The organism is Flagellimonas chongwuensis (genome assembly GCF_013376415.1).
Lineage (GTDB): Bacteria > Bacteroidota > Bacteroidia > Flavobacteriales > Flavobacteriaceae > Flagellimonas > Flagellimonas chongwuensis.
In genome coordinates this window covers 764,197-789,356 of the sequence record NZ_WYET01000001.1, presented here as the reverse complement: position 1 = coordinate 789,356, position 25,160 = coordinate 764,197, and the positions used below count along the sequence as shown (strand labels likewise).

Here is a 25,160-nt window from a genome sequence, read left to right as displayed (position 1 = left end):
AGCCCCCGCTATGTCGGGGGCTTCTTTTTTGCATTTCATCGAAAAGTAATGCCCTAATCGTCAAATGGTTCAACAATCGCATCACTATTTTTATATATTTGTGGCATACCGTTTGCAACCATTAACGTATGAAGCACTTTTACTTCGTCATTTTCTTTTTTATCTGTTCACTTGGGTTTTCTCAGCAAAGCGCCAGTTCAAGTGCAGATATTGACGGATTTAAGATGTATCCCAACCCTGTTACCCAAGGCAAGGTTTATATAGAAACCAAAGAAAACGCTCCAAAGAAAATTCTGGTTTTTGATGTATTGGGCACACAAGTCCTTGAGACCACCATCTTAGGTAGAGAGCTCAACCTATCAAACCTAAGCAAAGGAGTTTATATTTTAAGGGTTTTTGAACACAACAAGGTAGCTACTAGAAAGCTCATTGTGAAGTAGTTCCCCGATTTTCACGGCTTTTCGCCAACCATATACCACAGCTTTCAACGCTTTACCACCCATTTTAGTACTTTCACAACATAAAATAGTCAACAATATCCTGTTTACCTACTTTTATCATGCACATAGACCCCAAATCAGCTTGCATGAAGAAAATCTACTTTGTTTTACTTATGGCTTTACCACTACTCTCATTCGGTCAAGACCTAGTTACAGTTAACAATGAGCCCGTACAGGAGCTCAAGGGTTTTAAAATGTACCCGAATCCAGCTTATGGCAATGAGGTATACATCTCTACAGAAACCAACGGTACTAAAGAGATTAAAATTTATGATGTTTTTGGTGAAGTAGTGCTAACGGAAAGAATCAGTACCAATACTTTGGACATTTCCCGACTGGTACCTGGCGTTTACGTACTCCAGGTTACGGAACAGAAAAAAACAATGACCCGAAAACTGGTCGTCAAATAAAATCAAACAGCATATTACATTTTAAGCCCTTTTCCCGAAGGGCTTTTTTATTTTTGGGTACTTTTGATTCACAATGAAGCAGTTTGATACCCATCGGATTTTCAATATCAACAATGCGGACGAATTTGAAGAAGTCGCATTGGATATTTTCAAGTTTCAATACGAAAACAATGGGGTGTACAGGGACTTTTGTATCCATTTAAGAAAGTCTCCTCAAAGTGTTTCAACCACTTTGGAAATACCATTCCTGCCCATTTCCTTCTTTAAGACACATAGGGTTATTTCAACTCAAAAAGAGTCACAGACCATCTTTACCAGCAGCGGAACCACGCAAAGCACTACTAGCAAACATTTCGTTCCTCATATCGGTCTTTATGAAGAAAGTTTTTTACGAGCGTTTGAACTTTTTTACGGAAAACCCAAAGATTTCTGTATTCTAGCTCTTTTACCCTCCTATTTGGAAAGAGAAGGTTCTTCATTAATTTATATGGTAAATAGCTTAATCGAGCAATCCGGACACCCCAGTAGTGGATTTTATCTTCATAACCTTGATGAGCTTCGTGATAAGTTAAAGCACCTGGAGCAAAAAGGCACCAAAACGTTGCTTGTTGGAGTTTCCTTTGCACTTTTGGACCTCGCTGAAGCATCTCCACTTTCCTTAAAAAACACCATAGTAATGGAAACAGGAGGTATGAAAGGGCGTCGGAAAGAACTGATTCGGGAGGAACTCCATCGAACTCTAAAAAAAGGGCTTGGTGTTGAACATATCCACTCAGAATACGGAATGACGGAATTGTTGTCACAGGGATATTCCAAAGGCAGCGGAATTTTTGAAACACCTCCTTGGATGAAAATCCTAACACGTGATACCGAAGACCCGCTAAGCATTCAACCCCACGGAAAAACAGGAGGGATCAATGTGATCGATTTGGCGAACCTATATTCCTGCTCCTTTATCGCTACCCAAGATCTTGGGAAAATACACCCAAATGGAACCTTTGAAGTTTTGGGTCGTTTTGATGATTCGGATATTAGAGGATGTAATTTGATGGTTTTATAAGACCATAATCCTCCGATTATACAGAAAAGAATACCTGCCACAATCAATTAATTATCATATTATCAAGTTTTTACGTAATTTAATTACGTAACCAAACAAACTATATGATGAATAGAAATGATTTTTTAAAACGTAGTGCCCTCTCGGCTGCTGCACTTGCTTCATTACCGGCATTTGCACACTTTTCTTCAAAAGATGAAAAAACCTTAAACCCTAAAATCGTTAAGAATGGGGAAGGCAAACAAGTGAATGTCATCGGCGACCAACAAACCTTCAAACTTACAGGAGCCGATACCAACGGCCAATTTACGTTAATTGAAGAGGTAAATCCACCCGGAACCATGATCCCTCCACACGTTCATACGAACGAAGACGAAATCTTTAAGGTATTAGAGGGCGAACTCGAGGTTACCGTTGGTGATGAAACTACAATCTTAAAGGCAGGTGATTTGGCCTTTGCCCCAAAAAACGTGCCCCATACTTGGAAAGTCGTTGGAGACCAAGATTGCAAAACTATATTGAGCGTATTCCCTGCGGGACTGGAATCGATGTTCGAAGAACTAGGAGGATTACCCCCTGGTCCGCCAGATTTTGCCAAAATAAGTGAGATTTGTAGCAGATAGGGAATCACTTTTTTAACGTAACAAAAAAGCCATCTTTTAAAGATGGCTTTTACATTTTTACGCTACTACGAGCACAAAATAATTCTTCTTGCCTCGCTGTAACAGCACAAATTTATCATTGATCAAATCCGATATTGTAATCAGGTAGTCCTCTTTCACCTTTTCCTTGTTCACGGATATGGAGTTTTGCTTCAATTCCCTCCTGGCTTCACCATTGGAACCCAAAAACCCCGTTTGGGCGGCCAGTGCGCCTATCATATCCAAACCGGGATCAAGTTCGTCCTTGCTCACCGTAGCTTGCGGAACACCTTCAAAAACATCTAAAAATGTTTTCTCGTTAAGCTGTTTTAAATCCTCCGAAGTTGATTTGCCAAAAAGAATGTCGCTTGCCTTTATCGCATTGTTAAGGTCTTCTTCTGAATGCACCATTATGGTCACCTCCTCCGCCAGTTTTCGTTGTAATGCTCTCTGGTGGGGAGCTTCCTTATGTTCGGCCACTAAAGCTTCTATTTCCTGTTGACTTAGAAAAGTGAATATTTTAATGTACTTCTCGGCATCGTCATCCGAAGTGTTCAGCCAATACTGGTAAAATTTATAGGGTGACGTCCTTTCAGCATCCAACCAAACATTCCCACCTTCGGTTTTTCCGAATTTGGTTCCATCTGCCTTGGTGATCAACGGACAGGTAAGGGCAAAACCTTTACCGCCACCGATTCTTCGAATTAATTCCGTACCAGTGGTAATATTTCCCCATTGATCGCTACCTCCCATCTGAAGGCTACAATTGTGATTTTGGTACAGATATAGAAAATCGTACCCTTGAACCAACTGATAGGTGAATTCGGTAAAGGACATGCCTTCTTTCGCATCTGAAGAAAGACGTTTTTTTACGGAATCCTTAGCCATCATATAGTTTACAGTGATGTGCTTACCGACATCGCGGATGAACTCCAAAAAGGAGAAATTTTTCATCCAGTCGTAGTTGTTCACCAATACGGCTGCATTATCCTCACCACTCTCAAAATCCAAAAAGCGTGCTAATTGTCCTTTAATAGCCTCTTGATTATGACGCAAAGTTTCCTCGTCCAACAAGTTTCGCTCTGCCGATTTACCCGATGGATCCCCGATCATTCCCGTTGCACCCCCTACTAAAGCATAAGGTTTATGACCTGCCAATTGGAAGTGCCGCAACATCATTACACTTACCAAGTGTCCGATGTGCAAAGAGTCTGCTGTTGGATCTATACCCACATATGCCCCTCGCATTTCCTCCATTAAGTGTTCCTCGGCTCCTGGCATCACATCGTGCACCATTCCCCTCCATTGCAGTTCTTGAACAAAATTCTTCGTCATGATCAGTTTTTTGGAATAGCTGCAAATATAAAATGAAGTTGGGATTTGAATCAATTTTTACGGCACAAATAGGTACTTTTACCTTATGATTTTGGTTACAGGAGGCACTGGACTGATTGGTTCCCATTTACTTTTCCGTTTAATCAGCAATGGAAACAACGTAAGGAGTAATTATAGGACTCAAGCATCTATAGAAAAAGTGCGTAAGGTTTTTGGTTATTATACAGACAATCCCTCCGCTTTGGTGGAGAAAATTGATTGGGTACAGGCCGATATCACCGAACTTGGTGGATTGGACAAATTATTTGACGGTATTGAGCAGGTATACCACTGTGCGGCATTGATCTCGTTCGACCCCAAGGATTTCAAACTTTTGGAGCGCACCAATGTTGAGGGTACGGCCAACATGGTAAACCTTTCCATAAAAAATGGTGTAAAAAAATTGTGCTATGTCAGTTCAATCGCGGCAATAGGCGCTAGCGTAAAGCAAAAAGAGACCACCGAAGAAAATGAATGGAACGAAGCAAGGGCCACAGTTTACGGGATTACCAAATATGAAGCAGAGCTCGAAGTTTGGCGCGGCTCACAGGAAGGACTTGACATTGTTGTTGTAAACCCCGGTGTTGTAATCGGGCCGGGATTTTGGAAATCTGGCAGTGGATCATTTTTCACCTATGCTTCTAAAGGAAAAAACTACTTTATACCCGGAGGAACCGGTTTTGTAACCGTGACCGATGTGGTCAACGCCATGACCTTATTGATAGATTCAAACATCCGGACAGAGGGTTACATCTTGGTCAATCAAAATATGACCTACAAAGAGCTTTTCGATAAAATTGCACCTAACCTTGGAGTCTCCCCTCCCACCAAAAAAGTTTCAAAATTTATGATTGAGTGCTTTTGGAGATGGGATTGGGTAAGGAGCAATATTTTTGGCAAAAGAAGAAAATTGTCCAAAGCTGTCGCCAAAGGATTGTTCAATAAAGAAGATTACAGCAGCGAAAAAATAAAATCCGTATTAGACTTTGAATTCGAAGACTTGGATAAGGCAATCGAATTTTGCTGTGACAGGTTTACCGAGAAATAGTAGTATCTGGCTTTTTTACACCTTCCTTTTGCTCCCTAATGGCTTTTAAGGAATCATTTCGTTGAATACTTGCCTCACGGATACTGTCGTTCAACCGCTTGCCGATAGCCTCCAAGGTATCCTTTTGCTGCTTCAGTCTAGCTTCTACATCTTTGTATATGGTTTGGTATTCCAAAGGAATAGACGCATAATAAAGGTCGCTCTCCGCAAATTGGGTGCTATCTATATCATATTTGGTATATAGGAATTCCATGATATCGATACCTGAATCCTTAAACTTTCTCGAGGCGCCAGATTTTGAAGCATTTAAAATCGCAAGATCATGAAGAATCTCGGTCATTTTCTCCTTGGGAATAAGGTTTTCCGGCTCATCCACTACCTTTTCGGCACAGGACACCAAAATGATGAAACCCAAAATGTATGTAACGATATATTTCATCCCTAACGATTAAACGTAAGCCTCCTTGCTTTCTTTTCTGCACTAAAATTGCCATTCTCGTAGGCCAAAAGACCATTTACAAAGGTGCGCTTTACTTCCGAATCAAAAGTAACACCTTCAAAGGGAGACCAACCACATTTATAGAAAAGATTGGCTTTTTTAACCTCATTTTTGGAACTCTGGTTAACCTGAACCAAATCTGCGTAATAGCCTTCGCGAATAAACCCACGTCGGTCAATATCAAATAATTTTGAAGGATTATGACACATTTTCTCGACAATTTTCTCCAAACTGATGATTCCTTCCTTTTCCTTTTGGAGCATAGCCAGCAAGGCGTGCTGTACCAATGGCCCTCCCGATGGTGCGCTGGTATATGGATTATCCTTTTCTTCTAGCGTATGTGGGGCATGATCGGTGGCAATCACATCAAAACGGTCGTCCAAGAGCGCTTCCCAAAGTTTATCCCTATCGGATGTCGTCTTTACGGCCGGGTTCCATTTAATATGGGTCCCTTTTTCAGCATAATCCTCATCAGAGAACCAAAGGTGATGAATACAAACCTCAGCAGTGATTTTCTTCTCCTGCAAAGGAATCTTGTTCGTGAACAAATCGGTTTCAATTCCCGTGGACACATGGAACACGTGTAACCTTGCCCCTGTTTTTTTGGCGAGTGCAATCGCATTTGAAGAGGAAAGGTAACAGGCCTCCGCACTTCGAATGATCGGGTGCATTTCAATTGGAATATCATCCCCGTACATATCCTTGTACTTGGCCAAATTGGCCCTAATGGTGCCTTCGTCCTCACAATGGGCTGAAATCACCATTTCGGTATTACTGAATATTTTCTCAAGTACTTCCTCATTGTCCACCAACATATTTCCCGTAGAAGAGCCCAAGAACAGTTTTACACCCGAACATGCATTTTTGTCCAGTCGTTTTAGCTCTTCCAGGTTATCGTTTGTTCCTCCAAAAAGAAATGAATAATTGGCTGAAGAACCCTTAGCGGCAATGGCAAATTTTTCCTCTAGTTTTTCAATGGTGGTGGTCTGCGGAATGGTATTGGGCTGTTCCATAAACGTGGTGATGCCCCCGGCAATCGCCGCCCTACTTTCCGTTGCAATGGTTCCTTTATGGGTAAGCCCGGGCTCCCTAAAATGTACTTGGTCGTCTATGACCCCTGGCAATAACAGATCACCTTCCAGATCTATCACCTTGGCATTACCATCAGAAATGTTTGAATCAATTTTTGATATAAAATCCCTGTCCAGTAGCACATCCGACTCAAAAATGCTGTTCTCGTTTACGATTTTGGCATTCTTCAACAGTATTTTTGACATAACTAAAAGCTCTTTTTAAAAAATATACTCCTAAACTTCATGGCTATCACCCCAAAAATGGCCTCCCGAATAATGGCAGAGTTCATTTTTGACTTTCCGTTTACCCGATCGGTAAAAATAATTGAGACTTCCTCTATCTTGAATTTTCTGAGATAGGCCCGGTACTTCATTTCTATCTGGAACGCATAGCCAATAAAGCGAACGTTATCCAAATTGATGGTTTCCAACACTTTTCTTCTGTAGCAGACAAATCCAGCGGTAGGATCGTGTACCTTCATCCCTGTAATCAACTTTACATAAAAAGACGCTCCGTAAGATAGCAGGATTCTTGCCAAAGGCCAGTTCACTACATTTACTCCCTTTTTGTATCGGGAGCCTACGGCAACATCGGCACCATTAAGGCAAGCCCTGTGCAAACGGGACAAATCTGCTGGCCGATGCGAAAAATCGGCATCCATCTCAAAAATATACTCGTACCCCTTTTTCAGGGCCCATTTAAAGCCATGGATGTATGCAGTACCCAGACCCGATTTCTCTTTACGAACCTCTAAAAAAAGACGATCAGGGTAATCCGTCTGCAAGGTTCGTACACAATCTGCCGTACCATCGGGTGAGTTATCATCGACAACAAGAACATGAAAATCCTTTTTTAGGTCGAAGACCGTCTTTGTTATGGCCTCGATGTTCTCGATTTCGTTGAATGTAGGTATGATCACCAAGCCGTCTGCCATTCGCACTGGATTAGATTGTTCAAAAATACGGTTTTCTAAATTGTACACGCAATAGATAATTGGATGCTTAAACAGGACTTCCCCAATATTTGTAACTTTGCCCCTTTAAAATCACATTTTGATGTCTCAAAAGTTTCCCAGACTTTTTTTTGTTCTCTTGGCCGCTCTATTTGCACTCAACCTGCTGCAATCATCGGTTACGGAACTTATTTATGATGAAGCCTACTACTGGTACTATGCGCAAAATATGGCCTGGGGATATTTTGACCATCCGCCCATGGTCGCGTTTTTGATAAAGCTCAGCAGTTTTCTGTTTGACGACGAACTAGGGGTGCGATTTATGAGCTGCCTACTTTCTGCTGGAACCTATGTGCTATTGTGGTCGATGGTGGAAAATCCAAAGAAAAAGGATTACGTAATACATTTTTTCCTTTTGGTATTCTCCTTTACGTTGATGAATGCCTACGGCTTTTTAACCCTTCCCGATACATCCCTTTTATTTTTTACCGCACTTTTCCTTTGGTTGTACAAGCGCTTTTTGAACAAAGAGGACATCCTGACCACAATCGGATTGGGGTTGGTAATGGCCGCATTAATGTACAGCAAGTACCATGCAGTATTGGTAATTCTTTTTGTGTTCTTATCCAACTACAAGCTCATTTTCAACAAAAAAGCGTGGTTCGCCGTAATTTTGGCCCTAATTTGCTACGCCCCTCATTTTATATGGCTCTACCAGAACGATTTTGTTTCCATCACCTTTCATCTATACGAACGTCCCAACCAAGCGTATAAGTTTGATGAGTTTACCCTAGGCTTTTTCTTGAACAACATTGTGATCATTGGACTTCTATTTTACTGGGTGTACGGTGCATTTTTCAAATATAAATCAACAGATAAGTTCTCTAAATCTCTGATTTATTTGATTTACGGAATACTGATTTTCTTTTTCGTATCCAGCTTTAATAGAAGGGTACAAGCCCAATGGACCATCGCCATTTCAATCCCTTTGGCCGTAATTGCTTTTGACCATCTTTTAAACAACGCCAAAAGCAGAAAATGGATGTACCGAATCGGTATAGTGAGTTTTGTGCTTTTGATGTATGCCAGGGCATGGATGGTACATTATGAATTATTCCCGATGCATTTTGAGACACACGGTAACAAGGAGTGGGTGAACGAGCTCAAGACAAAATCCGATGGGGTTCCCGTTGTTTTTGAAAACTCTTACCGCCGTTCCTCCATGTATGAGTTTTATTCAGAAGTCCCTGCCATATCACTGAACAACTTTATGTATCGTAAGAACCAGTATTCCATTGATAACTCTGAGGAGCGAGTGCGCGGAAAAAAGATTTTATATGTTTCCCAGTACAGAAAAAGTGGCGACATTAGTTATATGCATCTGGACAGTACAGTTTTTCACGGTATATATATTGATGATTTTCAGTCATACCGAAAATTGCAATGCATTGTGGAAAAGCCAGAGACCGGCATCAAATATTCACTCAAGGTTTACAACCCATATCCTTTTGATGTGCCTTTGAAACAATTGGAATACACTATTTCATACTCCAACGAGCACAAGCAAGTTAAGCAGATGCTTCCCTTAAAGGTTCAGAACTCCTTACCCCAGGAATTTTTGTTGAAATCCAAAGACACCATCAACTACTCCTTTGAGTTACCTTTATCCAACATGGAAAGACCATCATATTTTAGAATTGGCATTGCAGAAAACGGACTTCTTCCCGGACTTAATGGAAAACCTGTTAAAATCGAATAATGGAACCCATTGAAAAAACAATAGTTTCATTGGATTGGATGACCATCATGTTGTTTACGAGCTTGGTTGTTTTGGCATTGGGCAAATACCTGTTCCATAAGAAGTTTTTAAACTTCATCATTTTACCTTTTAATGATAAATACATCCTGCTCCATAACAAAAAAGGACAGTTTTCTCATTGGTTCCATCTGCTATTGACCGTTTTTCAGCTTGTCAACCTATCCTTTTTTATTTTTCTCATCCTTCATAGTTTCGACTTGGTCTCCCAAGATAGCACCTTGACCAACTATTTGATCATTCTAGGGTTTTTGGCCCTATTTGAACTTGTCAAGTTCTTGATACAAATGTTTACAGCATTCGTTTTCAACAACTTAAGTTTGATCTCTAGTTTTGTTTTCAGTAAAATTTCTTACCTCAATTATAGTAGCATTATAATCTGCGTTGCCAATATTTTATTGATTTACATCTCAAACGACTCAAAAACAATAATATACACGGCATTGGCCCTGATTTTTCTTATTAATGGCATCGGCTTGACCAAGCTATTAAAGAACCATCAAAAAACACTCCCCCCGTATTTTCTGTATTTTATTTTGTACCTTTGCGCACTCGAAATTGCGCCCTTGGTGTTAATTGGAAGCTATTTAAAAGGTTGATAACTTATGAAAGTAAAAACAATTTTGGTTTCCCAACCAGAACCCAAAGTCGAAAACTCCCCCTATTCAAGACTAATTGAAAAAGAGAAAGTTAAAGTAGATTTTAGACCTTTCATACACGTTGAAGGCGTAGAGGCCAAAAATGTGAGACAGCAAAAAATCGACTTGAACAACTTTACGGCAATCATCCTAACGAGTAGAAACTCCGTGGATCATTTTTTTAGGATTGCCGATGAAATGCGCTTCAAAGTTCCGGATTCCATGAAATATTTTTGTCAGTCCGAGGCTGTGGCCTACTACTTGCAAAAATATGTGGTGTACAGAAAAAGGAAGATTTACGTTGGGAAAAGAACTTTTAACGAGTTGATTCCCTTGATCAAGAAGTACAAAGATGAAAAGTTTCTATTGCCTTCTTCCGACTCCTTAAAGCCTGTTGTTCCAGAATTGCTGGACGAGCTGGGTGTAAACTGGACAAGAGGAATCTTCTACAAAACGGTAATCAGCGACCTTTCCGATCTTAGAAATGTGTATTACGACATTTTGGTATTCTTTAGTCCATCAGGAATTGAATCTTTAATGAAGAACTTTCCCGATTTTGAACAAAACGATACAAGAATTGCCGTTTTTGGCAACAGTACGGTAAAAGCAGCAACAAGTGCAGGTCTTAGGATAGATATTCAGGCTCCAACGCCAGAAACTCCTTCAATGACCATGGCATTACAAAAGTACATTACCAGCGTTAACAAGTAATCTTGACACTGGTCTTAAAACAACAACGCCCTCGGAATCCGAGGGCGTCTTTTTTTTCTAGAAGGCATACCGTTGTGGTCCTCCCCTTCGGATTTCCTCGCTGGCGTGCTCCTCGAACTTTTTAAAGTTTTCCCTAAAGGCATTGGTGAGCTTAAAGGCCGTTTTGTAGTAGGCATCGTCATTGTCCCATGTGGCCCTTGGGCTCAGTACCTTAGTAGGCACTCCCGGGCACTCCCTCGGCTGGGCCACCCCAAAGACCGAGTGGATATGGTACTTCTCGTAATTGTAGAGTCCCAGCTCGCCGTTCAATGCGGCGCTGATCATTGCCCTGGTGTACTTCAGCTCCATGCGCGTGCCCACTCCGTAGGGACCGCCCGTCCAGCCCGTGTTCACCAACCATACATCCACACCGGACTCCTTCATCTTCTTGCTCAGCATCTCGGCATACTTGGCCGGGTGCAATGGCATGAACGGGGCCCCGAAACAGGCCGAGAACGATGGCTGTGGCTCCACAACACCGGCTTCCGTTCCCGCTACCTTGGCCGTATAGCCCGATATAAAGTGATAGGCAGCCTGTGCAGGGGTCAATTTCGAAATGGGGGGCAATACCCCAAAGGCATCGGCCGTAAGGAAAAAGATGTTCCTTACGTTCCTCCCTATCGATGGCCACTGGATGTTATCGATATGGTGTATTGGATAGCTCACCCTGGTGTTCTGGGTAACCGACGTATCTGTAAAATCGACCTCGCCGTTGTCGTCCATCACCACGTTCTCCAATATAGCGCCCTTTTTGATGGCACCGTAGATCTCCGGTTCCTTCTCTTTTGATAGATCGATCACCTTGGCATAGCAGCCTCCCTCGAAATTGAACACCGTGTTGTCCGGGGTCCAACCATGCTCGTCGTCCCCTATCAGTTTTCTGTCCGGGTCCGTGGAGAGGGTCGTCTTCCCCGTTCCGGATAGTCCAAAGAATATCGCCGTGTCCCCCGATTCCCCCACATTGGCGGAACAGTGCATGGGCAATGTGTTCTTGTATACGGGAAGGATGAAGTTCAGCGCGGAGAATATCCCTTTCTTGATCTCACCCGTATAGCCCGTACCACCGATAAGGGCGATCTTCCTGTCAAAGTTCAGTATCGCAAAGTTGTGCTGTCTGGTACCGTCCTGGTTTGGGTCGGCCATAAAGCCGGGTGCGTTGACCACGGTCCACTCCGGGTCAAAATCCTCCAATTCCTCCTCAGTGGGCCTGAGGAACATATTATAGGCGAACATGTTGGACCATGGGTACTCGTTGATCACACGGATGTTCAAGCGGTAGTCCTGATCGGCACAGGCGTACGCATCCCGAACATACAGCTCTTTGGTGTTCAGGTAGGCGATGACCTTATCGTAGAGCGCATCGAACTTTTCGCTGTCGAAGGGAATGTTGATGTCGCCCCACCAGACCTTGTCCTTGGTGATATCGTCCTTCACGATGAAGCGGTCCTTCGGCGAACGGCCCGTGAACTCCCCGGTATTGACCGCCAAGGCACCGGAGGAGGCCTCACGGCCCATGCCCTTGTCGATAGTGATGTCCTGGAGCTCCTCCGGGGTCAATTGGTAATGGATGTTGTTGTGATGTATTCCGTAAGCATGCAACGAAATCGTTTTCGTGGTTGAAGCAGAATCCTTCATGTTTTATGTTTTGCGTTGGTACAAAGCTAGAAAATATTCAGTTTTAGACCTTTTAAAACTTGCTTAATTGGATGATTTTGGGGTTAAAATGTGATATCACAAATAATTCTATCAAAATATTGCAAAACATCCTTGGTCTTTCTTAAAAAAACAAAAATCGCATGAACAATTGAAGCTAAAATCATAAAAGTCAACATTTTTTTAATAAAAACACTTGATTCGTCAATTCAAACCGCCCATCCGTCAATTGGGGCAACCATTTTATAGCTGTTTCCTATACATTTCCGACTCAAAACTATACCGATATGCAAAATGTAAAAAGTATTACCCTAATCTGTACCGTATTTTTTCTATGCTTTAGCTGTAATTCAAAATCAGACAAAAAAGCTGGCAATTCTGAAAAATCCGATTCTTTTGAAATCGGAGCATCCGATAAAAGTGATTTTATAGACGAAGTTTCCATTGCGATATGTTTATGGCCCAAAGTAGGACTGCGGGATAAACCTGGACGAAAGGGCACAAAATATCTTACCACCATCTATTTTGGTGAAACCGTGGCGCTTCTTGACGAAAAGAAAAAAGCAGAAGATGATAAGGAATATCTAAAAGTCAGACTTTCCGATGGAACCGAGGGATGGGTCTATGAGCATCTTTTTGCCGTTGGCGGGGAACTGGCAATCATAGATAAAGGCACAGAGCTTTACAAAAGACCTGATATTATGACCTTTGAAGGAAAAAAATTGGAGCCTATGGACATGGTCGTTCTTTTTAAAAATGAAGAAAATAAGGGGTGGCATGAGGTGACCAGTATGAAACGGGAGAAAAAAGGCTGGATTCAAGGGGATATTGATGCAATCCAGAATGAAATTGATGTAAAATTGGGGATTCTGTATTGGCGGGCCATGGAAGAATCGGCCGAAAAAAAGTTTGAACTATTGGAAAATATTCTGGCCAATCCCAATTTTAAAAAATCAAAATTGATAGAAAACGTAAACAAGGCGCTTTACGATACCAACCAAGGTGAGGCCTTCTATATTGAAGAGCTTGATTCGTTTGAAAACCTTTCGTCCAACAAATTGGGAATACAGACAGATTTGGCCAATGCAAGAAGCGAACCTAAGACCAAAAGTGATGTTCTATTCCAACTTGAAAAAGGTGACATCTGCCATATAATTGCACAAGGGGAATCTTTGCAAGAAGTAAATGGTGTTACCGACCGTTGGTACAAAGTTAACTTTAATGGCCAACAAGGTTGGGTATTTGGATATTACACCACCAAGAGAAGGGAGTAATGTTCCAATACATCCTATTGGGACCTAATAATGCGGTAGGCCAAGGCCAGCCAGCCCAAAATCATGAACAGACCTCCAATCGGTGTTAAAAAACCGATTACGGAAAAATCAAAAGAGGTCAAACTATTCAACGTGAGCAGGTAAATCGAAAAAGAAAAAAGAATTACACCAAGTAGAACAAAGACAAACACGATTTTTTTATTCTTTTCAACCATTCCTGCATAAAGCCCAAGAAATAATAAAAATAGGGCGTGGTACATTTGGTACCTTACACCAGTTTCAAAAGTATTTACAGCATCGGCGTCCACCAATTTTTCCAACCCGTGGGCGCCAAATGCACCCAAAATAATGGCCACCATGCCCATTATAGTTCCTGTCAACAAAATTGTTCTGTTCATAACTTTAACTTACTATTTTTTTAAAAATATAACATTTTAATACCTTAGTGACCATACAATTCAAAAGTAAACAAAACACATGGTCCGTACTATTTTAGTTATAGGAGCAGGTAAGTCGACCTCATACCTTTTAGATTATTTCCTAAAAAAATCAAACGAAGAAAACCTACATATAAAAATTGGGGATCTTCGACCCGAAAATATTCCCGACTCGGTTGCAAAGCATCCAAACTGCACTGTATTCGGATTGGATATTTTCAACGAGGCTGAGAGAAAAAAAGCTGTTGCCGATGCCTCCATTGTAGTTTCCATGTTACCGGCAAGTTTACACATTAATGTTGCCCGTGATTGTGTCGAGTTTGAAAAACATTTTATCACTGCTTCATATGTTAGCGATGAGCTCAGAGCACTGGACGCCGAAGTAAAAGAAAAAAACCTTGTTTTCATGAACGAAATCGGTCTAGATCCCGGAATCGACCACATGAGTGCCATGGAGGTGATAGACCGGATACGGGATGCAGGCGGTAAAATGCTGTTGTTCGAATCTTTCACAGGTGGGCTGGTAGCACCAGAGAGCGACACCAACCTTTGGAACTATAAGTTTACGTGGAACCCAAGAAATGTGGTCCTAGCGGGACAGGGGGGTACGGCAAAATTCATTCAGGAAGGAACATACAAATACATTCCCTATCAAAAATTGTTTAGAAGAACCGAATTTTTAGAAGTAGAAGACTATGGTTCTTTTGAAGTCTATGCCAATAGAGATTCCTTAAAATACCGCGAAGCTTACGGATTGCAAAATGCACTTACCCTTTATAGGGGCACCATGCGCAGAGTAGGGTTCTCAAAGGCGTGGCAAATGTTTGTAATCCTTGGCATGACAGATGATAGCTATACCATAGAAAACTCTGAAGGAATGTCGTACCGGGAATTTGTAAATCTTTTTCTCCCCTATTCTCCTACGGATTCGGTCGAATTAAAATTGAGGCACTACTTAAAAATCGACCAAGACGACATTATGTGGGGAAAACTTTTGGAGCTTAACCTTTTTGATTCCACAAAAAAAATACCCTTGAAGAATGCAACGCCGGCTCAAATGCTTCAATACATATTGGAGGACAGCTGGACCCTTAAGGAACACGAGAAGGATATGATAGTAATGTACCATAAGTTCGGATATGAGCTCAATGGTGAAAAAAAGCAGATTGATGCAAATATGGTGGTAATCGGCGAAAACCGCGCCTATACCGCAATGTCTAAAACTGTAGGATTACCCGTTGCCATGGCGACGCTGCAAATTTTGAATGGTAAAATCAACACCCCGGGGGTTCAAATCCCTATAAAAAAAGAGGTGTATAAGCCGATTTTAGAGGAACTAAAAGCCAATGGAATACAATTTAAGGAATATGAAGTCCCTTATCTTGGTTACAATCCAGATTCTGTTGCAGGTTAATCTCCTTTATATTTTGAATATATTTGACTTCAAATCAAAACAAGTATTGTGAAAAACAATAACAATTCGGTTAAGATTGATGGGATTGACAAAAAAATCCTAAGATATCTTATGGAGGATGCTCGCAAACCTATTCTCGAAATAGCACGGAATATTGGGATTTCAGGGGCGGCAATTCACCAAAGGCTGCGTAAACTGGAAAGCTCAGGACTCATTTCCGGTTCCAAGTTCGTAATCAATCCAAAAGTTCTAGGTTATTCCACCATGGCTTACATTGGTATTTACTTGGATAAGGCCATGACCAATCCAAAAGCTGTAAAACAACTGAAAGATATTCCAGAAGTATTGGAGTGCCATTACACCACTGGAAACTGGTCCATCCTTATTAAAGTATTGTGCCAGGACAATGAGCATTTGATGCAGGTACTCAACAAAAAAATTCAGCAAATAGAAGGTGTTTCACGGACCGAAACCTTTATCTCATTAGATCAACAAATTGACCGACAAATACAGATTTGATATTTGTATTGAATCTAAATAAACATTACATTTGCCCCATGAATGTAATATTTCAATCCACATATTACACCTTATACCAAGCCGCCAACGAGCGCTGTTTTTATATTGATTTCGGTCAAAAAACGGTTCGTATGTCATTGTGCCAGTTACTTGCACTCCGCCATAAGCTGATGAGCATTAACATCGAGGACCATTTTGACAGTGATTTGAACGCCCACGGCTTCGAAGTCCTTATGCTTTGCAACAAGGAGCATCTTTTTGTTCTAAACACTTTGGAAATATTGGATTTACAAAGATTGGTCTACAACAGTTTTGTATCCTTGGGACTTGCCGTAGGAGCCATGGAAACGGTAACTTCCTAGCAACAGCTTTTTTCCTTATTTTTATTAAATCTTAAACTGTCTTAAAACTAGACCGTTACTTTTTAAACGTCCGCAAATTCCGTAAATTTGTTAAGAACCCAAGATTAAAATCATAGCGACTATGAAAGATATAGCAAGACAAAGTATGAGCATTAAAGTGGAATCCATGGATTTGCTCAACGGACAGATAAAAATGGAGGCACATGCTTCCGCTACCTATTTGGCCATGGCCTCGTGGTGCGAACAGAATGGCTTTTTCACCAGTGCCAAATTTTTCTTTAAGCAAGCAGAAGAAGAACGTGAGCACATGATGAAGATTTTCAATTTCTTGGTGGACACGGGCGGAAATCCCATTTCTCCAGAGGTAACTGGAATCAACCATGACTATTCATCCATCGTTGATGTTTTTGAATCAACTTTGGAGCATGAGGTAAAAGTGACAAAATCCATTCACAACATTGTAAAGAAAGCCAGAGAGCTTGGAGATTTTGCAACTGAAAGATTTTTGGATTGGTTTGTTATGGAACAAATTGAGGAAGAAAACACAGTTAGGGACATCTTGGATATGATCGAGGTTACCGGCACCGAAGGTGTAGGATTGCAAATGATAGATAACAAGGTTTTGGATTGGATTGATTAAAAGTTCAACCACAAATAATAAAAAAGGGAGCCAAATGGCTCCCTTTTTTGTTTCTTAATATTATCAAATATTTCTTAGTCCCTGCCACCAAATACCTGAAGCGCCCAGTACAACAGGGAAGCCAATGCACCAAGTGCTGCAACCAAATAGGTTCTAGCCGCCCATTTAAGTGCATCTTCCGCACCGGCATATTCTTCCTGAGTCACCATGTTCTTTTGCTTTAACCATACCAATGCTCTTTTACTAGCATCATATTCTACAGGTAGGGTAATAAAACTGAACAAGGTGGCAAACCCCATCATAATCAAACCGGCTACGGCGATATAAAACCCAATTCCACCGGCTACACCAGTGGCGGCCATCAACATAATACCACCAAAAACCACCCAAGTAGACATACCGGAGGTAACACTTACAATCGGGACCAATTTAGAACGCATGGTCAACCATTCGTAGGCCTGTGCGTGCTGTACCGCGTGTCCACATTCGTGCGCGGCCACCGCGGCGGCTGAGGCATTTCGTTGGTTGTATACGCCTTCACTCAGGTTTACGGTTTTGTTCTTAGGATTGTAATGGTCCGTTAGCATTCCAGGAGTGGAAATTACTTTTACATCTCTAATTCCATGGTCATCGAGCATTTTCTGGGCAATCTCTGCCCCGCTCATGCCATTTCTTAGATGGACTTTGGAATATTTTTTGAACTTGCTCTTCAATTGATTGCTTACCAACCAACTGACCAGTGCAATTGCACCGATCAATATATAATATGTCATCATAACTTTATCGTTTTACGTAGATATAAATATACCATATAAAAGCAAAAACCCCGCCAAATAAATGGCAGGGTCTATTTTCTGTCAAAATGTTAGTCCATCAAGCCAATACTGGCTCCAAGTGAAAGGTTTCCGCAATTTCTTTGTAGACTATTTCACCTTCAACAATATTTAATCCCTTTTCCAAGGATCTGTCCAACTTACAGGCACTTCGCCATCCCAGATTAGCCAATTTTAGCACATAGGGCAGTGTTACATTCGTCAAGGCAACAGTAGAAGTATAAGGCACTGCCCCTGGCATATTGGCTACACAGTAATGGACCACATCATCAATAATGTAAATGGGGTCCTCATGGGTCGTTGGTTTGGTGGTTTCCACGCATCCGCCTTGATCTACCGCTACATCTACAATAACGGTCCCTGGATGCATATCCTTGAGCATATCCCTCGTAATCAAATTAGGGGCTTTTGCTCCTTTTAATAGGACACCACCGATAATTAAATCGTTTGTTTTTATATGTTTTCTGATATTGAACTCATTCGAAAATCCGGTCACTACATGGCTTGGCATAATGTCGTTCACATACCTGAGACGTTTCATGTTTACATCCAAAATGGTTACTTGGGCACCCAATCCTGCTGCCATTTTAGCAGCCTGAATACCCACCGTACCAGCTCCAAGGACCAAAACCCTCCCAGGCGACACTCCTGGCACTCCGCCCAAAAGAACGCCTCTTCCTTTCACGGGCTTTTCCAAATACTTTGCACCTTGCTGAATGGCCATTCTACCGGCAACCTCTGACATCGGTGTTAACAAAGGCAAAGTTCCATCTTCATCCTCTACAGTTTCATAGGCGATACAGATAGATTTGCTTTTGATCATGGCCCGTGTCAACGCCTCACTGGATGCAAAGTGAAAATAGGTGAAAACAATCTGACCTTCTTGAATAAGACTGTACTCTTCGGCAATTGGTTCTTTAACCTTTACGATCATATCGCTCATGGCATACACCTGACCAATGGTATCCAAAATAGTAGCCCCAGCCTGCTGGTAGTCCTGATTAAAAAAACCACTTCCCTCACCTGCACCAGATTGTACATAAACAGTGTGGTTGTTCTTTACCAATTCAAATACACCAGCCGGCGTCATGCCAACTCGGCTTTCATTGTTTTTGATTTCTTTAGGTATTCCAACAGTCATTTTGTTGCTATTAATTGTTTCTGGGGCCAAAGTTGAATAAAAAATTTAGATTAAAACACAAATACTCGATAAAAAACAGGGGTGATTCGTTAAAATAAGTGTTTTTTAACATTTATACCCCTTTTTTATGTGGGGTATAATGTTTTTATAGTGATTTTTATACACACACCCCTTACTTTTTTGGGGTTATTTTTATGGAAAATAAAAAAGCATGCCGATTGGCATGCTTTTTTGGGGGTACGATATGTTTTTATTAAAATTTTCGGCTAATAATCCAGTTTTACAATCAACCTACAATATTCACAATCTTTCCAGGCACTACGATTACCTTTTTAGGGTCACGTCCTTGTAATTGCTCCTTTGTTTTTTCGTGAGCCAAAACTGCAGCTTCAATATCTTCCTTGCTCATATCCATGGGCAACTCCAATTTGAATCGCATTTTTCCATTAAAAGATATCGGGTACTCTTTGCTGCTCTCCACCAAGTACTTCTCCTCGAACTTTGGGAATGGCGCTTCCGCTATAGATCCTGAATTACCTAAACGACTCCAAAGCTCTTCAGCAATGTGAGGTGCATAAGGTGATACCAAAATAGCCAAAGGTTCCAAAATAGCTTTGCTGCTACATTTTTGAGATGTCAACTCGTTGACACAGATCATAAAGGTGGACACCGAAGTGTTGAACGAGAAGTTCTCAATGTCTTCTTCTACTTTTTTGATGGTCTTATGCAGCGTTTTGAGGTTGTCGGCGGAAGGCTCCTTATCCTCAATGGCCGCATACAACTTCCAAAGTTTCTTTAAGAAAGAATGTACTCCGGTAATACCTGCAGTGTTCCAAGGTTTGGATTGCTCCAAGGGGCCCAAGAACATTTCGTACAAACGCAACGAATCTGCTCCATACTCCTCACAAATGGCATCTGGGTTAACGACATTGTATTTGGATTTGGACATTTTTTCGATTTCTCGAGAAACCTTAAATGTTCCATCATCTCCTTTTATAAATTCAAAATCAGCGTATTCTGGACGCCATTTTTTAAACCCTTCCACGTCCAATTCGTCAGATGCATTAATCAAAGACACGTCAGCATGTACTGGGACAATTTCTTCCTTTTCATGCACTATGGTTGTATGTTTTACATCAGCATCTCTCCTTATTTCATCCTCAATAAGTTTGCATAATTTCAGAAACAAATCTCCTTGTGTAATTAAAACTCCATCCATTTTTGATTTAGTGATATACGACTCACTGATACAAAATGATTTTTTATAAAGAATTCTTGATACACTTTTATCCTTTGATTCAATCGTAATTCTTGTATCCAAAACAAAACGATAAACAAATGCACTCGTCCCCGTAATCATTCCTTGGTTGATCAACTTTTGAGCAAACTCGTCTTTAGGTACATAGTCCATATCAAACATAAACTTCTGCCAAAAACGGGAATACAACAGGTGTCCCGTAGCGTGTTCGCTACCTCCGATGTATAAATCCACATCTTGCCAATAGTTGATGGCTTCGGGAGAGAAAATAGCGTCATCGTTCCGCGGGTCCATATACCTATTAAAGTATTGGGAACTTCCCGCCCAACCCGGCATGGTGTTCAACTCCAAAGGAAAAACGGTCTTGTGGTCAATCAAATCGTTGGAAACCACTTCATTTTTATCGGTGTTCCAAGCCCAATTGGTAGCGTTGCCCAATGGTGGCTCGCCTGTTTCGGTAGGGAGGTATTTTTCCACTTCGGGCAACTGCAAGGGCAAATGCTCCAAATCAATCATTTGCGGCATACCATCCACATAATATACAGGGAACGGCTCTCCCCAGTAACGCTGACGGCTAAATACGGCATCACGCAAACGGTAATTCACTTTTCCTTCTCCATGTCCAATCTTCTCCAACTCCGCAATGGCTTTCTTCATCGCATCCTTATACGAAAGCCCATTTAGAAAATCAGAATTGGCAATAATCGTAGTTTCCTTATCGGCAAATGCCTCTTCAGAAATATCCACCCCTTCAAAAATATTGGGGATGTCTATGTTGTAATGTTTTGCGAAATCATAATCACGTTGGTCGCCACAGGGCACGGCCATTACCGCTCCTGTTCCATAACTGGCCAACACGTAGTCGCCAATCCAAATGGGAACAGGCTCTTTGGTGAATGGATGCTCTGCATAAGCTCCCGTAAACACACCTGAAATGGTCTTTACATCGGCCATACGGTCACGTTCGGAACGTTTTGCCGTAGCTTCCACATAAGCATCAACCTCAGCCTTTTGTTCTGGGGTAGTGATTTTGGCTACCAACTCGTGTTCTGGAGCCAAGGTCATAAAGCTTACTCCGAAAATGGTATCGGGGCGGGTGGTGAAGACCTCAATATCAAATGATGAGTTTTGAGTTTTGAGTTCAGAGTTTTCACTCTCGCTCACTCTTAACTTTTCACTCATAACTCTAAACTTAACCGTGGCTCCTACTGAACGTCCAATCCAGTTGGTCTGAGAATCTTTTAACGGCTGTGGCCAATCAATTTTGTCCAAGCCGTCTAACAATCGCTGGGCATATGCGGTAATACGCATACTCCACTGCGTCATTTTTTTACGAACCACAGGATGGCCTCCACGCTCGGAAACACCGTTCACGATTTCATCATTGGCCAAAACGGTTCCCAAAGCGGGACACCAGTTCACCTCGGTATCCGCCAAATAGGTCAATCTGTATTTTAAGAGAATTTCTTGCTTTTCCTTGTCGGAATACCCATTCCAAGTTGCAGCATCAAAACTTGGCACATCATCATCACAAGCGGCTTCAACATTAGCATTTCCTTCTTTCTCAAAAATGGAGGTCAAACTTGAAATGTTTTCCGCCTTGTCGGATTTCTTATTGTACCACGCATTGAACAATTGGATAAAAATCCATTGTGTCCATTTATAATATTGTGGATTGGAGGTACGCACTTCGCGGCTCCAATCAAAAGAAAAACCAAGTTGGTCCAACTGCTCGCGGTACCTGTTGATGTTGTTTTCCGTGGTAATCGCTGGATGTTGCCCCGTTTGAATCGCATATTGCTCCGCAGGCAACCCGAAAGAATCGTAGCCCATGGGGTGCAACACATTGAATCCTTTATGTCTTTTGTAACGTGAATAGATGTCCGTGGCAATGTAACCCAGCGGGTGCCCTACGTGCAAACCTGCCCCAGATGGGTAAGGAAACATCGACAATGCATAGAATTTAGGTTTATCGGAATCGTTGGATGCCTTAAAAGTTTCATTTTCTGCCCAATACTTCTGCCATTTGGCCTCAATCTCGCGGAAATCGTAATTCATTGTTAATCTTGTTCAATTTCGTGTGCAAAAATAGGTTTAATCCCCTAAATACAATTTACTTTTCTATTTTTACGTACTGATTCTACTATATGAGCCAATATATTGAACGATATCAGCGTCGAAAACTGATTTCCTCCTACTTTTCCGTGGCTTTGAGCATTGCCTTGGTCCTGTTCCTTTTAGGTGTTTTGGGCCTTTTGGTGCTCAATACCAAAAAATTAGCGGATCACTTTAAGGAGCAGATTACCATTTCGGTGTTTTTGAAAGACAGCGCAAAACCTGTGGAAATAGATCAATTGCAGAAAAGTTTGGCGCTTGCGGAATACACCAAGTCGGCCGAATATATTTCCAAAGAAGATGCTGCGGAGCAATACAGCGAGGATATTGGTGAGAATTTTGAAGAGTTTTTGGGTTACAATCCCCTAAAAAATTCTATCGATGTGAATTTAAAGGCCGATTTCGTCTCTCCGCAACAAATTGATGAGATTGCTGAGGAGCTCGCAGCCAAGGCCTACGTGGACGAGGTAAGCTACGACAAACCTTTGATTTCGCTACTCAACAACAATGCACGGAAAATCAGTTTGTGGATATTGGTGGCCAGTGCCATTTTTACCGTAATCGCATTCTTATTGATCAATAGTTCCATTCGACTGTCCATTTATTCCAAAAGGTTCATCATCAAGACCATGCAAATGGTGGGTGCCACCAAAACCTTTATCCGAAGACCTTTTATTTGGACGAACATTAAACTAGGTATGGTCGGAGCAGTGGTTGCCTTGATCGGACTTGGCGTTTTAGTGTATTATATCGACAAAAATTTCCCCGAACTGAATCTTTTGCAAGATTATATGGTACTCATCATTTTGTTCGTTAGTGTATTTAGTTTGGGCGTTATCATATCTTGGGCCAGCACCCATTTTGCGACCCAACGTTTTTTAAATCTAAGGACGGACGATCTTTATTACTAAATTTGCAGCATGAGCAAGAAAAACAACAACGGTCAAAAACCTACCAAGGAGTTTGTTTTCCAAAGGAAAAACTATCTCTTTCTATTTATAGGTATTGCCCTTATTGCCCTCGGATTTATTTTGATGAGCGGTGGTGGAAGCGACGACCCCGAAGTATTCAATCCCGAGATATACAATTTTAGGAGAATCCGCCTTGCACCGACCTTGATTCTTATCGGTCTTGGCATTCAGGTGTATGCCATTTTGTTGAATCCTCACAAGAAAAAGAAGGAATAATTGGAATTAATTGACGCCATTATCCTTGGAATCATTCAGGGATTGACCGAATTTTTGCCTGTTTCCTCCAGCGGTCATTTAGAATTAGGAAAAGCTATTTTGGGAGCGCAGGCCGTTCCCGAAGAAAGTTTGTTGTTTACCGTAGTGCTTCACTTTGCGACCGCTTTAAGTACTTTGGTGGTATTCCGAAAAGATGTTTTTGAGATATTGAAGGGCCTATTTCAGTTTAAATGGAACGAGGAAACCCAGTTTTCTTTAAAAATTATCATCTCCATGATTCCTGCCGCTTTGGTCGGTCTTTTTTTGAATGATTTTATCGAGGTGTTTTTTGATGGTGCCATCGTTATCGTCGGTATCATGCTCGTGATTACGGCATTTTTGCTGTATTTGGCAGATTTGGCCAAGACTACCGATAAAAATGTATCCTTCCGCAGTGCTTTTGCCATAGGAATGGCACAGGCAGTTGCCATATTACCAGGTATCTCCCGAAGTGGTGCGACTATTTCGGCAGCCGTACTTTTGGGGGTTGACAAGACAAAATCGGCACGTTTTTCCTTTTTGATGGTAGTGCCTCTAATTTTAGGCAAAGTAGCCAAAGATGTGATGGGCGGAGATATTACCTTTCATGGCGACCAAGCTGTAGCCATGGGAGCAGGTTTTGTCGCAGCATTCATCGCTGGACTTGCCGCCTGTACTTGGATGATCAAATTGGTACGCCAAAGCAAGTTGACCTATTTCGCTATTTACTGCTTAGTGGTAGGCCTTATAGCTCTTGCGTGGAGCATGTGGGGATAGATCAGTATATTTGCCCAAAACCCCAAGTTGTTGAACACCAAAGAAGATTTTTTAAACGGTCAGATCTTATTGATCGATAAACCATTGGAATGGAGTTCCTTCCAAGCGGTGAACGCGCTTAAATGGGCCATTCGTAAAAAATTCAGCCTCAAAAAGATAAAAATAGGTCATGCAGGAACATTGGACCCTTTGGCTACCGGGCTGTTGATTATCTGTACGGGGAAATTCACCAAAAAAATTCCAGAGCTTCAAGGACAGGTAAAAGAATATACGGGAACTTTCACTTTAGGGGCCACCACGCCATCCTATGACTTGGAGACCGAAGTGAACGAGACCTTTCCCATCGGCCACATTACAAATACATCAATCAAAGAAGCTACGGCACAATTTTTGGGCGTAATTGACCAAGTACCCCCCATCTTTTCTGCCTTAAAAAAGGATGGGAAACGATTGTACGAATTGGCACGTGAAGGAAAACAAGTCGATATAAAATCACGAAAAATTGAAATTTCTGAGTTTGAAATTACCCGAATTGAACTGCCCGAAGTTGATTTTCGGGTGGTGTGCAGCAAAGGGACCTATATCCGTTCTTTGGCCCACGATTTTGGTAAAGCCTTGGACTCTGGAGCCTATTTATCCAAACTAAGAAGAACCAAAATAGGTGATTTCAACGTAAATAATGCTACAAGTCCCAATGTTTTCAAGGATAATCTTGAAGCAAACGTTTCTCCTTAAATGTTGGGATAAAATAATTTTGCAAAAAAGCGGTT

At 41.5% G+C, this 25,160-nt stretch carries 26 protein-coding genes; 17 read left to right on the top strand and 9 right to left on the bottom strand.

Annotation, left to right across the window (positions count from 1 at the left end; translation table 11 throughout):
• Positions 1–128 precede the first annotated feature (128 nt).
• The 4 genes from GUA46_RS03505 (at position 129) to GUA46_RS03490 (ending at position 2,593) form a co-directional block, all read left to right on the top strand.
• On the top strand, positions 129–440 hold the full coding sequence (locus tag GUA46_RS03505; RefSeq protein ID WP_176619305.1) for a T9SS type A sorting domain-containing protein: 312 nt from the start codon (positions 129–131) through the stop codon (positions 438–440).
• 146 nt (positions 441–586) lie between these two features.
• Positions 587–910 (top strand): T9SS type A sorting domain-containing protein, encoded by a 324-nt coding sequence (locus GUA46_RS03500; RefSeq protein WP_176619304.1) that lies wholly within the window; start codon positions 587–589, stop codon positions 908–910.
• A 73-nt stretch (positions 911–983) separates the two neighbouring features.
• Entirely contained in the window at positions 984–1,970 is a 987-nt protein-coding gene (locus GUA46_RS03495) for a LuxE/PaaK family acyltransferase (protein WP_176619303.1), read from the top strand.
• Positions 1,971–2,074: 104 nt separating this feature from the next.
• The gene (locus GUA46_RS03490; protein ID WP_229418423.1) at positions 2,075–2,593 is read left to right on the top strand and encodes a quercetin 2,3-dioxygenase; all 519 of its coding nucleotides are present in this window, start codon (positions 2,075–2,077) and stop codon (positions 2,591–2,593) included.
• Between the two features lie 57 nt (positions 2,594–2,650).
• Here the strand turns inward: GUA46_RS03490 and tyrS are convergent, their stop codons facing one another.
• Entirely contained in the window at positions 2,651–3,946 is a 1,296-nt protein-coding gene (tyrS, locus tag GUA46_RS03485) for a tyrosine--tRNA ligase (protein ID WP_176619302.1), read from the bottom strand.
• Between the two features lie 85 nt (positions 3,947–4,031).
• On the opposite strand from tyrS, the gene GUA46_RS03480 reads away from it, so the two are divergent.
• Entirely contained in the window at positions 4,032–5,033 is a 1,002-nt protein-coding gene (locus GUA46_RS03480) for an NAD-dependent epimerase/dehydratase family protein (protein WP_176619301.1), read from the top strand.
• On the opposite strand, the gene GUA46_RS03475 is transcribed toward GUA46_RS03480, so the two are convergent.
• The 3 genes from GUA46_RS03475 to GUA46_RS03465 are packed head-to-tail and all read right to left on the bottom strand — an operon-like array spanning position 5,020 to position 7,540.
• Positions 5,020–5,472, bottom strand: a complete 453-nt coding sequence (locus GUA46_RS03475) for a DUF4296 domain-containing protein (RefSeq protein ID WP_108245911.1) — start codon at positions 5,470–5,472, stop codon at positions 5,020–5,022. The two genes, GUA46_RS03480 and GUA46_RS03475, sit on opposite strands and share 14 nt — an antisense overlap.
• Positions 5,473–5,474: 2 nt before the next feature.
• Positions 5,475–6,809 carry a dihydroorotase gene (locus tag GUA46_RS03470; protein WP_176619300.1) on the bottom strand — a complete coding sequence of 445 codons (1,335 nt, stop codon included), beginning with the start codon at positions 6,807–6,809 and terminating at the stop codon, positions 5,475–5,477.
• Between the two features lie 2 nt (positions 6,810–6,811).
• Complete coding sequence (locus GUA46_RS03465) at positions 6,812–7,540, bottom strand: polyprenol monophosphomannose synthase (protein WP_108245909.1); 729 nt, start codon at positions 7,538–7,540, stop codon at positions 6,812–6,814.
• A 121-nt stretch (positions 7,541–7,661) separates the two neighbouring features.
• Here GUA46_RS03465 and GUA46_RS03460 point away from each other — a divergent pair, with 121 nt between their 5' ends.
• Genes GUA46_RS03460 through GUA46_RS03450 form a run of 3 tightly spaced genes read left to right on the top strand, consistent with a single transcriptional unit; the run spans position 7,662 to position 10,723 of the window.
• Positions 7,662–9,317, top strand: a complete 1,656-nt coding sequence (locus GUA46_RS03460; protein ID WP_176619299.1) for a glycosyltransferase family 39 protein — start codon at positions 7,662–7,664, stop codon at positions 9,315–9,317.
• On the top strand, positions 9,317–9,973 hold the full coding sequence (locus GUA46_RS03455; protein WP_176619298.1) for a DUF4271 domain-containing protein: 657 nt from the start codon (positions 9,317–9,319) through the stop codon (positions 9,971–9,973). Before GUA46_RS03460 ends, GUA46_RS03455 begins: the two co-directional genes overlap by 1 nt.
• Before the next feature lie 6 nt (positions 9,974–9,979).
• Complete coding sequence (locus GUA46_RS03450) at positions 9,980–10,723, top strand: uroporphyrinogen-III synthase (protein ID WP_108245906.1); 744 nt, start codon at positions 9,980–9,982, stop codon at positions 10,721–10,723.
• 57 nt (positions 10,724–10,780) lie between these two features.
• Here GUA46_RS03450 and pckA read toward each other — a convergent pair whose 3' ends face one another.
• On the bottom strand, positions 10,781–12,397 hold the full coding sequence (gene pckA, locus GUA46_RS03445) for a phosphoenolpyruvate carboxykinase (ATP) (protein ID WP_176619297.1): 1,617 nt from the start codon (positions 12,395–12,397) through the stop codon (positions 10,781–10,783).
• A gap of 305 nt (positions 12,398–12,702) precedes the next feature.
• Here pckA and GUA46_RS03440 point away from each other — a divergent pair, with 305 nt between their 5' ends.
• Entirely contained in the window at positions 12,703–13,689 is a 987-nt protein-coding gene (locus tag GUA46_RS03440) for an SH3 domain-containing protein (protein WP_176619296.1), read from the top strand.
• Between the two features lie 14 nt (positions 13,690–13,703).
• On the opposite strand, the gene GUA46_RS03435 is transcribed toward GUA46_RS03440, so the two are convergent.
• The gene (locus GUA46_RS03435) at positions 13,704–14,087 is read right to left on the bottom strand and encodes a DUF423 domain-containing protein (protein ID WP_176619295.1); all 384 of its coding nucleotides are present in this window, start codon (positions 14,085–14,087) and stop codon (positions 13,704–13,706) included.
• Between the two features lie 79 nt (positions 14,088–14,166).
• On the opposite strand from GUA46_RS03435, the gene GUA46_RS03430 reads away from it, so the two are divergent.
• The 4 genes from GUA46_RS03430 (at position 14,167) to GUA46_RS03415 (ending at position 17,061) form a co-directional block, all read left to right on the top strand.
• A complete protein-coding gene (locus GUA46_RS03430) occupies positions 14,167–15,540 on the top strand; it encodes a saccharopine dehydrogenase family protein (RefSeq protein WP_176619294.1) in 1,374 nt (457 codons plus the stop codon).
• 48 nt (positions 15,541–15,588) lie between these two features.
• Positions 15,589–16,059 (top strand): Lrp/AsnC ligand binding domain-containing protein, encoded by a 471-nt coding sequence (locus tag GUA46_RS03425; RefSeq protein ID WP_108245901.1) that lies wholly within the window; start codon positions 15,589–15,591, stop codon positions 16,057–16,059.
• Between the two features lie 38 nt (positions 16,060–16,097).
• Positions 16,098–16,421, top strand: a complete 324-nt coding sequence (locus GUA46_RS03420; RefSeq protein WP_176619293.1) for a hypothetical protein — start codon at positions 16,098–16,100, stop codon at positions 16,419–16,421.
• Positions 16,422–16,542: 121 nt separating this feature from the next.
• Entirely contained in the window at positions 16,543–17,061 is a 519-nt protein-coding gene (locus GUA46_RS03415; protein ID WP_176619292.1) for a ferritin, read from the top strand.
• A gap of 74 nt (positions 17,062–17,135) precedes the next feature.
• On the opposite strand, the gene GUA46_RS03410 is transcribed toward GUA46_RS03415, so the two are convergent.
• From GUA46_RS03410 to GUA46_RS03400, 3 genes are all read right to left on the bottom strand, one after another.
• Positions 17,136–17,837 carry a zinc metallopeptidase gene (locus tag GUA46_RS03410; protein ID WP_176619291.1) on the bottom strand — a complete coding sequence of 234 codons (702 nt, stop codon included), beginning with the start codon at positions 17,835–17,837 and terminating at the stop codon, positions 17,136–17,138.
• 97 nt (positions 17,838–17,934) lie between these two features.
• The gene (ald, locus tag GUA46_RS03405) at positions 17,935–19,035 is read right to left on the bottom strand and encodes an alanine dehydrogenase (RefSeq protein ID WP_176619290.1); all 1,101 of its coding nucleotides are present in this window, start codon (positions 19,033–19,035) and stop codon (positions 17,935–17,937) included.
• A 286-nt stretch (positions 19,036–19,321) separates the two neighbouring features.
• Positions 19,322–22,351: a leucine--tRNA ligase gene (locus GUA46_RS03400; RefSeq protein ID WP_176619289.1), complete on the bottom strand. Its 3,030-nt coding sequence runs from the start codon at positions 22,349–22,351 to the stop codon at positions 19,322–19,324.
• A gap of 89 nt (positions 22,352–22,440) precedes the next feature.
• Between GUA46_RS03400 and GUA46_RS03395 the strand changes: the two genes are divergently transcribed.
• Genes GUA46_RS03395 through truB form a run of 4 tightly spaced genes read left to right on the top strand, consistent with a single transcriptional unit; the run spans position 22,441 to position 25,125 of the window.
• Complete coding sequence (locus GUA46_RS03395; RefSeq protein ID WP_108245895.1) at positions 22,441–23,319, top strand: cell division protein FtsX; 879 nt, start codon at positions 22,441–22,443, stop codon at positions 23,317–23,319.
• Between the two features lie 9 nt (positions 23,320–23,328).
• Complete coding sequence (locus tag GUA46_RS03390) at positions 23,329–23,595, top strand: DUF3098 domain-containing protein (RefSeq protein ID WP_108245894.1); 267 nt, start codon at positions 23,329–23,331, stop codon at positions 23,593–23,595.
• Positions 23,596–24,390 (top strand): undecaprenyl-diphosphate phosphatase, encoded by a 795-nt coding sequence (locus GUA46_RS03385; RefSeq protein WP_108245893.1) that lies wholly within the window; start codon positions 23,596–23,598, stop codon positions 24,388–24,390.
• Between the two features lie 30 nt (positions 24,391–24,420).
• Complete coding sequence (truB, locus tag GUA46_RS03380; protein WP_108245956.1) at positions 24,421–25,125, top strand: tRNA pseudouridine(55) synthase TruB; 705 nt, start codon at positions 24,421–24,423, stop codon at positions 25,123–25,125.
• Positions 25,126–25,160: the final 35 nt, after the last annotated feature.

Coding starts and splice junctions, on each gene's coding strand:
- GUA46_RS03435 (WP_176619295.1), bottom strand. CDS start 14,087: ATGAACAGAACAATTTTGTTGACAGGAACTATAATGGGCATGGTGGCC.
- GUA46_RS03440 (WP_176619296.1), top strand. CDS start 12,703: ATGCAAAATGTAAAAAGTATTACCCTAATCTGTACCGTATTTTTTCTA.
- GUA46_RS03450 (WP_108245906.1), top strand. CDS start 9,980: ATGAAAGTAAAAACAATTTTGGTTTCCCAACCAGAACCCAAAGTCGAA.
- GUA46_RS03465 (WP_108245909.1), bottom strand. CDS start 7,540: ATGGCAGACGGCTTGGTGATCATACCTACATTCAACGAAATCGAGAAC.
- GUA46_RS03495 (WP_176619303.1), top strand. CDS start 984: ATGAAGCAGTTTGATACCCATCGGATTTTCAATATCAACAATGCGGAC.
- GUA46_RS03395 (WP_108245895.1), top strand. CDS start 22,441: ATGAGCCAATATATTGAACGATATCAGCGTCGAAAACTGATTTCCTCC.
- GUA46_RS03430 (WP_176619294.1), top strand. CDS start 14,167: ATGGTCCGTACTATTTTAGTTATAGGAGCAGGTAAGTCGACCTCATAC.
- GUA46_RS03470 (WP_176619300.1), bottom strand. CDS start 6,809: ATGTCAAAAATACTGTTGAAGAATGCCAAAATCGTAAACGAGAACAGC.
- GUA46_RS03480 (WP_176619301.1), top strand. CDS start 4,032: ATGATTTTGGTTACAGGAGGCACTGGACTGATTGGTTCCCATTTACTT.
- GUA46_RS03505 (WP_176619305.1), top strand. CDS start 129: ATGAAGCACTTTTACTTCGTCATTTTCTTTTTTATCTGTTCACTTGGG.
- GUA46_RS03420 (WP_176619293.1), top strand. CDS start 16,098: ATGAATGTAATATTTCAATCCACATATTACACCTTATACCAAGCCGCC.
- GUA46_RS03415 (WP_176619292.1), top strand. CDS start 16,543: ATGAAAGATATAGCAAGACAAAGTATGAGCATTAAAGTGGAATCCATG.
- ald (WP_176619290.1), bottom strand. CDS start 19,035: ATGACTGTTGGAATACCTAAAGAAATCAAAAACAATGAAAGCCGAGTT.
- GUA46_RS03500 (WP_176619304.1), top strand. CDS start 587: ATGAAGAAAATCTACTTTGTTTTACTTATGGCTTTACCACTACTCTCA.
- tyrS (WP_176619302.1), bottom strand. CDS start 3,946: ATGACGAAGAATTTTGTTCAAGAACTGCAATGGAGGGGAATGGTGCAC.
- GUA46_RS03455 (WP_176619298.1), top strand. CDS start 9,317: ATGGAACCCATTGAAAAAACAATAGTTTCATTGGATTGGATGACCATC.
- GUA46_RS03410 (WP_176619291.1), bottom strand. CDS start 17,837: ATGATGACATATTATATATTGATCGGTGCAATTGCACTGGTCAGTTGG.
- GUA46_RS03460 (WP_176619299.1), top strand. CDS start 7,662: ATGTCTCAAAAGTTTCCCAGACTTTTTTTTGTTCTCTTGGCCGCTCTA.
- pckA (WP_176619297.1), bottom strand. CDS start 12,397: ATGAAGGATTCTGCTTCAACCACGAAAACGATTTCGTTGCATGCTTAC.
- GUA46_RS03475 (WP_108245911.1), bottom strand. CDS start 5,472: ATGAAATATATCGTTACATACATTTTGGGTTTCATCATTTTGGTGTCC.
- GUA46_RS03390 (WP_108245894.1), top strand. CDS start 23,329: ATGAGCAAGAAAAACAACAACGGTCAAAAACCTACCAAGGAGTTTGTT.
- GUA46_RS03490 (WP_229418423.1), top strand. CDS start 2,075: ATGATGAATAGAAATGATTTTTTAAAACGTAGTGCCCTCTCGGCTGCT.
- GUA46_RS03400 (WP_176619289.1), bottom strand. CDS start 22,351: ATGAATTACGATTTCCGCGAGATTGAGGCCAAATGGCAGAAGTATTGG.